At 69.7% G+C, this 10639-nt stretch carries 13 protein-coding genes; 7 read left to right on the top strand and 6 right to left on the bottom strand.

Going from position 1 to position 10639, the window contains the following annotated elements:
* Nucleotides 1-37 precede the first annotated feature (37 nt).
* Together VFI59_09250 and VFI59_09245 are read left to right on the top strand one after the other, a co-directional pair.
* Entirely contained in the window at nucleotides 38-496 is a 459-nt protein-coding gene (locus tag VFI59_09250; protein HET6713881.1) for a DUF192 domain-containing protein, read from the top strand.
* Nucleotides 480-800 (top strand): hypothetical protein, encoded by a 321-nt coding sequence (locus VFI59_09245; protein ID HET6713880.1) that lies wholly within the window; start codon nucleotides 480-482, stop codon nucleotides 798-800. Before VFI59_09250 ends, VFI59_09245 begins: the two co-directional genes overlap by 17 nt.
* 18 nt (nucleotides 801-818) lie before the next feature.
* Here VFI59_09245 and VFI59_09240 read toward each other — a convergent pair whose 3' ends face one another.
* The 4 genes from VFI59_09240 to VFI59_09225 form a co-directional block, all read right to left on the bottom strand.
* The gene (locus tag VFI59_09240) at nucleotides 819-2009 is read right to left on the bottom strand and encodes an ATP-binding protein (protein HET6713879.1); all 1191 of its coding nucleotides are present in this window, start codon (nucleotides 2007-2009) and stop codon (nucleotides 819-821) included.
* 73 nt (nucleotides 2010-2082) lie between these two features.
* Entirely contained in the window at nucleotides 2083-2946 is an 864-nt protein-coding gene (locus VFI59_09235; GenBank protein HET6713878.1) for an ABC transporter permease, read from the bottom strand.
* Nucleotides 2943-3866: an ABC transporter permease gene (locus VFI59_09230; GenBank protein ID HET6713877.1), complete on the bottom strand. Its 924-nt coding sequence runs from the start codon at nucleotides 3864-3866 to the stop codon at nucleotides 2943-2945. Before VFI59_09230 ends, VFI59_09235 begins: the two co-directional genes overlap by 4 nt.
* 26 nt (nucleotides 3867-3892) lie before the next feature.
* Nucleotides 3893-5065, bottom strand: coding sequence for an extracellular solute-binding protein (locus tag VFI59_09225; protein ID HET6713876.1), 1173 nt, complete (start codon nucleotides 5063-5065; stop codon nucleotides 3893-3895).
* Nucleotides 5066-5168: 103 nt separating this feature from the next.
* Between VFI59_09225 and VFI59_09220 the strand changes: the two genes are divergently transcribed.
* On the top strand, nucleotides 5169-5738 hold the full coding sequence (locus tag VFI59_09220) for a hypothetical protein (GenBank protein HET6713875.1): 570 nt from the start codon (nucleotides 5169-5171) through the stop codon (nucleotides 5736-5738).
* Between the two features lie 2 nt (nucleotides 5739-5740).
* A complete protein-coding gene (locus VFI59_09215; protein HET6713874.1) occupies nucleotides 5741-6577 on the top strand; it encodes an SMP-30/gluconolactonase/LRE family protein in 837 nt (278 codons plus the stop codon).
* A gap of 30 nt (nucleotides 6578-6607) precedes the next feature.
* Here the strand turns inward: VFI59_09215 and VFI59_09210 are convergent, their stop codons facing one another.
* Both VFI59_09210 and ppk2 read right to left on the bottom strand, forming a co-directional pair.
* On the bottom strand, nucleotides 6608-7117 hold the full coding sequence (locus VFI59_09210; GenBank protein HET6713873.1) for a DUF1269 domain-containing protein: 510 nt from the start codon (nucleotides 7115-7117) through the stop codon (nucleotides 6608-6610).
* 84 nt (nucleotides 7118-7201) lie between these two features.
* The gene (ppk2, locus tag VFI59_09205) at nucleotides 7202-7981 is read right to left on the bottom strand and encodes a polyphosphate kinase 2 (GenBank protein ID HET6713872.1); all 780 of its coding nucleotides are present in this window, start codon (nucleotides 7979-7981) and stop codon (nucleotides 7202-7204) included.
* A 131-nt stretch (nucleotides 7982-8112) separates the two neighbouring features.
* Between ppk2 and VFI59_09200 the strand changes: the two genes are divergently transcribed.
* The 3 genes from VFI59_09200 to VFI59_09190 form a co-directional block, all read left to right on the top strand.
* Nucleotides 8113-8388 carry a lipopolysaccharide assembly protein LapA domain-containing protein gene (locus VFI59_09200; protein ID HET6713871.1) on the top strand — a complete coding sequence of 92 codons (276 nt, stop codon included), beginning with the start codon at nucleotides 8113-8115 and terminating at the stop codon, nucleotides 8386-8388.
* Between the two features lie 46 nt (nucleotides 8389-8434).
* Nucleotides 8435-9862, top strand: a complete 1428-nt coding sequence (locus VFI59_09195) for a hypothetical protein (GenBank protein HET6713870.1) — start codon at nucleotides 8435-8437, stop codon at nucleotides 9860-9862.
* A 45-nt stretch (nucleotides 9863-9907) separates the two neighbouring features.
* On the top strand, nucleotides 9908-10639 hold a 732-nt coding region (locus VFI59_09190), incomplete at its 3' end, for an acylglycerol kinase family protein (GenBank protein ID HET6713869.1).

Genomic DNA, 10639 nt, shown 5'->3' with positions numbered 1-10639 from the left:
CCGGGCCTCCCACCGGGCTCGTGCGACCATGGGGTCCGTGAGGATACTCGTGGCAGCGTTGCTGACGCCCGCCCTGCTCGTGGCGTGCACGGACGACGGCCGGCCCGCACCCGAGGCGCAGGGGTCGATCACGTTCGAGGGCGGGGCAACCCTCTCCGTGCGCGTCGCCGACGATGCCGACGAGCGTCGCCGAGGGCTGATGGGCGTCACGTCGCTCCCCGACGACGAGGGCATGGTCTTCGACTTCGGCGATCAGCCCCAGTCGGGCGAGTTCTGGATGAAGAACACGCTGATCCCGCTCTCGATCGCCTTCGTCGACGACGGTCGGCGCATCGTGACGATCCTCGAGATGGAGCCGTGCGACGCTGAGCCGTGCCCGACGTATCGCGCCGACGACCGGTACGTGTTGGCGATCGAGGCGAACGCCGGATGGTTCGAGCGACACGGCGTCGAGGTCGGCGACACGATCGAGGAGACCGATGGACCCATCGGCTGACGAGTGCCTGCTCTGCACGGCGGAGCGCATGACCGACTGGCTGCACGAGGACGAGGACTGCTGGATCGCCGAGTGCATCGTCTGCCGCACCCCGATGGTCGTGTGGCGGACCCACGGGCTGCCCGAACCCGAGCGCGAGGCGCGGCTGATCGCCCACCTCGAGCGGGTGGCCGCCGAGCGATACGGCGACGAGGGGTTCTACGTCGACCCCGAGCGCCGGCGCATCCCCGATCACTGGCACGCGCACGCGCGCCCCGCCGGCGGGTTCTTCGATCCGAAGAGCGACCTCTACGGCAAGTACTGATCCTCGGACGGCTGGACCTCAGCCCCGACCCGGGGAGGCAAGCGGGAACGTCCGACGAAGGAACCGATCGAACTGCGGTACCGTGAAGGCCGCGAGGCCGTAGGCGGGCGAATACAGCAGGCCCTTCTCGATGAGCCGCGATCGCGTCTTGCCGACGACGGACGATGCCCGTCCGAGGACCCGGGCCACGTCGACCGCGCGCTGTGGTTCCGCGCCCAGTTCCGCCATCGCCCTCAGGTAGGCGATCTCCGGTGGGGTCGCACGCTCGATGCGAACCCTGAAGAAGCTCGAGTCGAGCTTGGCCTCGACGATCGCCTGCGCCTCGACCGCCTCGACCGCGCTGATCGGAGACCCCTCCGCCTGATCCCAGAGCGCCTTCCCGTACTCCTGGATGAAGTACGGATAGCCCCCCGTGTAGACCACCACGGCGTCGATCGCCCGCTCGTCGAACGAGACACCGAGTTCGTTCGCGGGCAGGGTGAGCGCCTCGGCAGCCATCAAGGGTGGCAGCGCGCCGATCACGGGGAAGCGGAAGAGGCGTTCCGCGTAGGACTTCGCCTCCGCCGCGAGCCGAGGCAGCTGCGGCAATCCCGCTCCGACCATGGTCAACGGCAGCTGCCGCTGCACGACCTTGTGGAGCGCCTGGATCAGCGCCTCGAATTCGCGCCGGGAGAGCAGCTGCAACTCGTCCAGCAGGAAGACGACGCCGACATCCTGCTCCTGGGCCGCCTCACCGATCGCGACGAGGAGGTCGGTGAGGTCCTCGTTGAGATCGCCGCTGTCCGCCGCCCCCTCGATCGCCTCGACATCGAAGCTCCCGCTCACGGTCCCGTCCGACGAGACGCTGATCGAGAACGACTTCAGGACCCCGGCAGCCCGGGCGAGGCGTTCTCGCCATCGGGAAGGAGGCGAGAGCTCCAGCAACGCCCGCCTCCCCAGCTGCGACATCCGTGGACCGAACGGGGCGTCCGACGAGATCTCGGCGTCGACCGTTGCCCATCCGACGCTCTTCGCCCTCCGTTCGAACTCCCCGAGGAGCACGGTCTTCCCGACACCGCGAAGACCCGTGATGATCATCGACTGCTCCGCGACCCCGCGCCGGAGCCTCGCGAGCAGCACGTCGAACGCCTCCAGCTCTCCGTCGCGACCGACGAGTGCCGGTGGCCGGGCTCCCGCGTTCGGTGTGTACGGGTTGGCACGGGCATCCACGACGTGGATATTGCGAGCTTTGGCAGAGATTGTCAAGTCTGGGCAAACCCTGCCCAACTGCGCAAAGCCTGCGCTAGGCCGATCCCGTGGGCCGAACCCCTTCACCGACGTAACGGCGTTCCGCCAGACGCCGGCCGATCTCCGCGGCGAGCACGATGCCGAGCGAGGCCACCAGCACGACCGACGAGACCGCCAGCAGCTGCGGCAGCTGGCTCGGCACCCGCAGCTGCGCGAACAGGTACACGGGCCACGTCGGCGTATCCCCGGCCAGGAACGACGCGATCGCGTACTCGTCGAACGAGAGCGTGAACGCGATCATGAACGCCGAGACCAGGGCCGGCATCAGCAGCGGCAACGTCACGCGCCGGAACGACTGCCACGGGCTCGCGCCGAGGTCCTTCGCGGCCTCCTCGAGGTCGACGCTCAATCGCTCGAGCAGGGGCACGATCGTGAGCACCGTGTACGGCAGGGAGACCACGACGTGGCCGATCACCACCGTGTGCAACCCGAGGCCGATGTACGAGCCCGTGCTCGACACGAGGAACCTGTCGAGCGCCGTGAAGATCACGAGCAGCGAGATGCCGAACACGACGTAGGGCACGACGAGCGGCGAGAACACCAGGGCGGAGACGGCCGGCTTCCCGAAGAACCGCCGACGCAACAGCGCGAACGATGCCGCGACGCCGAGCGCCACGGCGATCAGGCTCGAGACCGCCGCGACGATCGCGCTCCGTTCGAGCGACTCCAAGATGTTGGGGTTCGAGAAGAACCTGCGGTACCAGTCGAGCGTGAACCCGGCGAGCGGGAAGCTCACGTCGCCGTCGTTGAACGAGAACACCGCCAGGATCACGATCGGCGCGTACAGGAACACGACCAGCAGCGCGAAGAACAGGGCGAGACCGCGCCTGGTGTTCGGCGAGGTGGCGATGTCGCTCACTGCACCACCGCCCGCATCCTGAGGAACCGTCCGAACACCGCCATCAGCCCGGCGACGACCGCGAGCAGGAAGAACGCCAGCGTCGATCCCGTCTGCCAGTCGAGCCCCTTCGTGAACAGATCCTGGATCGAGTTGCCGAACATGTACCCGCTCGTGCCGCCGACGAGCAGCGGCGTCACGAACTCCCCGATCGTCGGGATGAACACGAACAGGAACGCCGCGAACACCCCCGAGAGGCTGAGCGGCACCGTCACTCGCACGAACGTGCGGAGCCGGTTCGCCCCCAGGTCCGCGGCCGCCTCGAGCAGGCTGCGGTCGAGGTTCTCCAGGCTCACGAACACGGGGAGCGCGACGAAGGGCACCCAGATGTAGGCGAGCACGAGCATCACCGTGAACTGGCTGTACAGGAGCCAGCTCACCGGCTCGTCGGTGACGCCGGCCGTCGTGAGGAACGAGTTGATCACCCCCGCGTCGCCGAGGATCACCTTCCACGCGAGCACGCGCAGCAGGTAGCTCGTGAGGAACGGGGCGATGATCAACAGCAGGAGCACGTACTTCCGGCGGCGCACGCACATCGCGAGGAAGTACCCGGTCGGGTAGGCGAGCAGCACGACCACGGCCGAGACCGTGAGCGACATGCGGATCGACTTCCAGAACAGGCTCATGTAGACGGACCCGCCGGTGAGCAGCCGCTCCCAGCTCGCGAGCGAGATCACGCCCGTGTCGGTCAGGAACAGCGAGACCCCCCCGACGCTGTAGGCGGCCACGAACCCGACCGGGATCACGAAGAACAGCAGCAGCCAGAGCAGCGGGCCGGACAGCAGGCCCGCCGTGGCGCGCCGGTCATGTCGTCGATACGCCCGGTCGGCGACCGACGACCGTTCCGCCGCGCTCGCGGTCGCCTCCGGCGTCGTCGCCATCGCCTACCTCCGGCCAGGTGGCCGGCTCAGGCCGCCTGCACCTCGCTCCAGTACTGCTGATAGACGCTGCGCCGCGGGATGAAGGTCTCCGGATGCGAGTTCGGTTCGTCGAGCGCAGTGGGATCGTCGAGGCTGAGCGCCGTGCGAACGCCCTCGGGCACCACGTCGAGATCGGCCGCGGTGTTCGTGTGCCCGTAGTAGTAGTACGCGAGCAGGAACTCCGCCGCCTCCTTGCTCGCCCACGAGTCCACGTACTCGTGCGCGTGGTGGTAGTTCTGGGAGTCGGCGAACAGGGCCATACCGCACACCCACGAGATGCGGCCCTCCTTCGGCTGCATGTACAGATAGTTCATGCCTGCGGCGTCGGCGTACCCGACCGTGTCGGGCCACGAGTACCCGGCCCACACCTCCTCGGTCTTGAACGCGCGCCAGAAGTCGAAGGACTGGTTCCAGTAGAAGCGCACCAGCCCCTTCTTCGAGATGAGGAAGTCGCGCACCTCGGCGAGCTCCTCGTCGGTCATGTCCCAGGGGTTCGCGATCCCGAGGGCGTAGGCGGCGACCACCATCATGTTGAGCGTGTCGACCCACGCGATCTTGCCCTTGTACCGCTCGTCGAAGAGCACGTTGAACGTCTCGTCGCTGCCGTCGACGTGGTCGAGGTTCACGAGCGGCGCGATGTACCCCCAGTCGAGCGGCACGAAGTATTGCTGTCCGTCGAACTGACCCGCCGTCATCAGCTTGGGGTTCAGCTGCGAGAAGTTTGGGATCAGCGATGTGTCCCAGGGCTGCAGCACGTCGAGGTCGACCCAGTCCTTGTACCGGTATCCGCAGGGGTGCGCCACGTCGTACCGGGCTCCTGCCACCACCTTCGTGTACGCGGAGTCGTCGTTCTCGAACAGCGCGAACTCGGGCGTGTCGCCGGTGGCCTTCGCGTACTGGCCCCAGAGGAACTTCTTCTCCTCCGGGACGTAGTAGTCGCCGTTGCCGTATCCGGACCAGTCGAAGACCTGCAGGCCGCCCGGCTCGTCCTCGATCGGGGGGATCGACGCCTGCCCCGATCCCTGGGTTCCGCTCGAGGGCGTCTCGGCCTCCCGACAGGCCGCGAGCACCCCGGCCATGCTGACGGTCATGCCGGTGAAGCCGGCGTACCGCAAGAAGTCCCGCCTGTCGATCGGACTGGACAAACGCTTTTGCACCATGGCCGCTCTCCCCCCTCTGGACGCGGGCACCGCTGGTGGCACGTATCATGCGCGCGGAAGCTGCCCGGGGCAAGGCACCCGGCGCTCGAAGGAGATGACCGCGATGACCCGCCTCGCTCGCACCGTCGCGGTCGTCGTGATCCTCTCCGCCTGCGCGTCGGCTCCGGCCACCGACGGTGGGCTCGCGGCCGGACCGACGCCGCCGTTGCTGCCGGCCTCCGCGCTCCCGCGCATGACGAGCGACACGACGTCCGTCGACGCCGACCACCTCGCGAACGAGGTCACGCACCCCGACGACCTTCGATCGGTCCTCGACGACGCCGGGTTCGTGCGCGCCGCGCAGCGCTCCTTCGGCGGTGGCCGTGGGGCGTTCTCCAGGGTGGTCGCGCGTGGCCTCGTGTTCGAGACCGACGAGGGAGCGGCCGCCTTCGTCAGCTGGTTCGGCGATCACGCCCCCGAGATCGTCACGTCGGAACGCATCGTCCCCGCCGGGGTCCCCGACGACGTCGTCGTCTTTCGCCACGAGCCCGACGGCTGCTGCCACAACGACGTGCCGGTCTTCCTCGCGGCGTGGCAGCGGGACGCTTCCGTGCTCTCGCTGCACGCCGGTGGTCGTCGTGCCAACGTGCGAGCCTTCGTCGGACTGATCTCGTCCTACGACCGGGAGGTATGACCATGCTCGATCGGCTCGAGACGATCGCGACCGGCCTCGACCATCCCGAGGGTGTGGCCTGGGGACCCGACGGTCGCGTGTACGCGGGCGGGGAAGCCGGCCAGGTCTATGCCATCGAGGCCGACGGCGTGGTCGACGAGATCGCGTCGACCGGCGGGTTCATGTACGGCATCACCGTGGACGGTGCCGGCACCGTCTTCGCGTGTGACTTCGGCCGCGCGGAGATCGCCCGCGTCGCCGCCGACGGAACGATCTGCCCGTACTCGACGGGAACGCCGGACCACCCGATCCGCGTGCCGAACTTCACGGCGTTCGACGGGTTGGGCGACCTCTATGTGACCGACTCCGGCGCATGGGGCGCCGACGACGGGCTGGTGTTCCGGGTCGACACCGACGGAACGACCGACGTCTGGACCGACCGGGTGCCGGGCTTCCCGAACGGGTGCTGCCTTTCGGCCGAGGGCGATGCGCTCCTCGTGGTGGAGTCGAGCCGGCGGCGGGTCGTGCGGGTGCCGATCGGCCCCGACGGAGCCGCGGGCGCTCCCGAGACGCTCGTCGAACTCGCAGGCTCGCAGCCGGACGGCATCGCGCTCGCGGCCGACGGCACGATGTTCGTGGGGTGCTACCGCCCGGACCGGGTCTGGCGCGTCACGCCCGAGGGGCGGCCCGAGATCTGGCTCGACGACCCCGACGGCGTCGCCTTGAACCAGCCCGCGAACGTCGCGTTCATCGGCGCCGACCTCGATCGCCTCGCCATCTCCAGCCTCGGAGGCTGGAGCATCGTGGCGATCGAGGCCGGCGTTCCCGGACTCCCCCTTCGCTCACCCTCGATCGGGTGAACGGGCAAAGGGCGTCGATGCAGACCGCTCTTACTCGCCCTCCGCGGCCTTGAGCTGCTTCGCGAGCTCGTCGGCGCTCGCGTCGATCTCCCTCGAGACGTAGCGGTTCTGGGCCTTGATCGAGGCGGCGATCTGATCGGCCATGTTCGTCGCGTACAGCACGATCAATCCGGCCTGCCCCTTGTCCAAGACCGAGCCGAGCTCCTTGAGGTCGTCGTCGCTCATGCCGCCCTTCATATGCCCGGCGACCGCCCCGACGCCGGCGCCGACGGCGGCCCCCACGCCCAGCCCGATGCCGGGCAGGATCGCGGTCAGCGCGCCGATCGCCAGGCCCGTCCACGCGGCGTGCCGCGTGGGCTGCTCGTGCTTCTTGGCGACCTTGACCTTGCCGTCGGCATCGCGCTCGATCACCGCCGCGTCGAAGTCGTGCCCGACGCCGGCCTCGCGGTACAACGCCTTCACGGCCTCGTAGTCGGCCTCGGCGTCGGCGACGCTGTCGTACGACGCGCCGAGAACCACCAACGTGTCCTTCTCGCTCATCCCACTCCCCCCTCGCTCGGTGTCTTCGAACACCGCCACTCTGCCACGTTCGCGAGACTCTCGTGAAGCCCGTGAACGCGACGGTCAGAACGGCGTGGGGATGTGTCGCAGCGGCAGGTCCGGCTCCACGTAGCCGTCGGCGTCTTGGCGCTCGGGCAAGGCCACGTCGCGCGGCTCCAGCGGCTCGTACGGGATCCGGCTCAACAGATGGCTGATGATGTTGAGACGGCCCCGCCGCTTGTCGTCCGTATGCGCGATGAACCAGGGCGCCCAGACGGTGTCGGTCGCGGCGAACATGGCGTCCCGAGCCCGCGAGTAGTCGTACCAGCGGCTGTAGGACTTCAGGTCCATGTCCGAGAGCTTCCAGACCTTCCGGGGATCGTTGATGCGGCTCTCGAGGCGCCGGGTCTGCTCGTCGGGACCGACCTCGAGCCAGTACTTCAGCAGCAGGATGCCCGACTCCACCATCGCCTTCTCGACCGCCGGCGCCTGCTCGAGGAACCGCTCGGTCTCCTCGGGGGTGCAGAACCCCATGACCGGCTCCACCCCCGCGCGGTTGTACCAGCTGCGGTCGAAGATCACGACCTCGCCCGCGGCCGGGAAGTGCGGCAGGTAGCGCTGCACGTACATCTGCGACTTCTCGCGTTCGGTCGGAGCGGACAAGGCGATCACGTGGAACACGCGGGGGCTCACCCGTTCCGTGATCCGCTTGATCGTGCCGCCCTTGCCCGCCGTGTCGCGACCCTCGAACACGATGCAGATCTTGGCGCCGGAGGACTTGACCCACTCCTGCATCGCGACGAGCTCACCGTGCAGGCGCCGCATCTCCCGCTCGTACTGCTTGCGCTTCATCTTCTCGGCCATCTCCCCTCGACTCCTTCTGGTGTGGAGGCCCTCACACAGAGCGTAGTCACGGGCAGCGTGTGAGAGGATGCTCCGGATCGCGGGCCCTCGCTCGGCCCGCGACGCATCACCGAATCGAGGGGGGATCGGCCATGGTCCAGAAGGGTCCCGGCACGGGTCCCGAGTCGGAGGGACGCCGGCTCGGCGGCGGAGCGATCGCCTCGCTCGTCGGGGTCGGGCTGTTGGTCGTCTTCATGCTCCAGAACACCGAGAGCGTCCGGCTCGACTTCCTCTTCTGGCACTTCACCTGGCCGCTGTGGCTCCTCACGTTGGCCGCCGCGCTCCTCGGGGCGTTGGTGTGGTTCGGACTCGGCGTGATGCGCCGGCACCGGCGCCGGAAGGAACGCCGCCACGACCGTCGGGACTGACGACCCGGAGAGGGACGACCTCGGCGTTCGGGCGGGAGACCACGGCGTGGAGACCCCGACACGGACGCTGCACCGGCTCACGTCCTATGAGCCCGGCCGGGAGTGGGACGAGCCCGTCGACGATCCTCGCGTGCTGCAGGACCTCGAGGTGAACGACCTCGATCGCCTCCCCTGGTTCTACAAGCGCTACGAGGCGACGCTGCCTCGCAGCTCGCTCCCCCGCGACCTACCGTCCTCGACGGCCCCGGCCGTCGCCGTGCTGGCCGGTTCCGCGAGCGTCGCTCTGGCCGAACCCGATCTGGGACAGCTCTCACGGTTGCTCCACCTGTCCGCCGGGGTCGTGCGCACGACGGAGCGGCCGTACGCGACCTGGTTGTTCCGCGCCGCGGGGTCGGCGGGGGGACGCTTCCCGCTCGAGGTGTACGTCGCCGTGCCCGAGGGCGCGCGGCTGCCTGCGGGCGTGCACTGGTACGACCCGCTCGACCACGCCCTCGTTCGGATCGGGCCGCCACCGCGCGGGGGGGCACCGACCGTGGTCGTCACCGGCGTGCCGTGGCGCACCGGCTGGCGCTACCGCGAACGTGGGTTCCGACACGTCTACTGGGACGCCGGCACGATGCTTTCCCAGCTGCTCGCGGCGGCGGACTCCGCAGGGCTCACCGCGCTGCTCCACACCCGCTTCCCCGACGCGGCCGTCACCGCGCTCGTCGGCGCGGACGGGGTGCACGAGTGGCCCGTCGCCGTCGTCACGCTCGGCGAGGGGGCACCCGCGCTCGACGCGACCGGCGTGGCGACGACCGGCGCGGTCGACGCGGAGCCCGTCGAGTTCCCGCTCGTGACGAGCGCCCAGCGGGCCGGCGACGGCGACGCGCTGGGGCCGCCGTGGGAGCGCGGCGCCCCGGTCGACGTGCCGGACGAAGGAGGCGAACCCATCGAGACCGTCGTGCTGGCACGCGGCTCGCAACGCCGCATGGACCCCACTCGGGGCGTGCCTGAGAGCCTGCTGCGCACGTGCCTGAGCGCCGCGCTGCGCGGCATCGACCTGCCGCACTTCGTCGTGGTGCACGACGTCGAGGGACCATCGCCCGGGGTCTATCGCTGGCCGAACCTGTCCGCGCCGGTGCAGACGGGCGCGATGCGCGACGAGCTCTACAGGGTCTGCCTCGAGCAAGGGCTCGCGCACGACGCCGCGTTCGTCGTGATCGGCGCGGCCGACATCGGCGCGCTCGACGACCGCTCGTACCGCGAGGCGCAGCTCGCTGCCGGACTGGTCGAGGGCCGGCTGCACCTGCTCGCCTACGCCCTCGGTGCCGGCGCCTCCGGCATGACGTTCGTCGACAGCGAGGTGCCTTCCCTCCTCGGCGAGCCGCTCGACGCCCTGCTGTTCACGTGCGTCGGCCTGCCGGAGTACTCGGCCGCGGCCGGCGGCTCGCCCGGAGCGCCGACCGAGGTTCGCATGGTCACACCTCGATGAGTCGAACGCTGGAAGCGGCCCCCGGCCGCGGATAGGCTCGCGGGCGTGAGTGCATCGGGCGGGAGCCATCGGGGTCTGCGGCGGCTGGCGGCGATCGCGGCGATCCTCGTGGTCCTCGCCGTCGTGGTCGGCACCGTCGTCCGCGTCGTCGAGGACCCGCTCCGCGTGCTCGTCGAGCTGTTGCTGCTCGCCGCGCTCGTCGGTGCGGGCTGGATCGCACTCACCAGGTCGGGCACCCGCCGTGTCGTCGCGACCGTCGTGGCCGCGCTGGCGGTCGTCGCCCTGTTCGTCGGCATCATGAACGCCGAGGGCTTCCTCGGCGTCTCGCTCGTCATCAGGATCGCCGCCCTCGTCGCCGTCGTCGCACTCGCGAAGTACGCCCTCGGCAGCACCGTCGCCGCCCTGAAGCAGAGCGAGACCCCGGGCACGCCGGTGCCGGCGGCGGAGCGCGGCGTGCTGTTCATGAACCTCAAGTCCGGTGGCGGCAAGGCCGAGCGGTTCCACCTCGTGGACGAGTGCACGCGACGCGGGATCGAACCGGTCGTGCTCGAGCCGGGGATGGACTGGCTCGAGACCGTTCGTCAGAAGGCGGCGAGCGGCGACGTGGACGTGCTCGGCATGGCCGGCGGCGACGGATCGCAGGCGATGGTCGGCACGATCGCCGCGGGATACGGGCTTCCGATGGTCGTCGTCCCCGCGGGCACGCGGAACCACCTGGCTCTCGACCTCGGCCTGGACCGCGAGGACGTCGTCGGCGCCCTCGACGCGTACGGCGAA

This window comes from Actinomycetota bacterium, assembly GCA_035697485.1.
In the GTDB taxonomy this organism is placed as follows: Bacteria; Actinomycetota; UBA4738; order UBA4738; family HRBIN12; genus JAOUEA01.
Note: the sequence above shows the minus strand (reverse complement) of the source record. Positions and strands in the feature narration are given on the sequence as shown.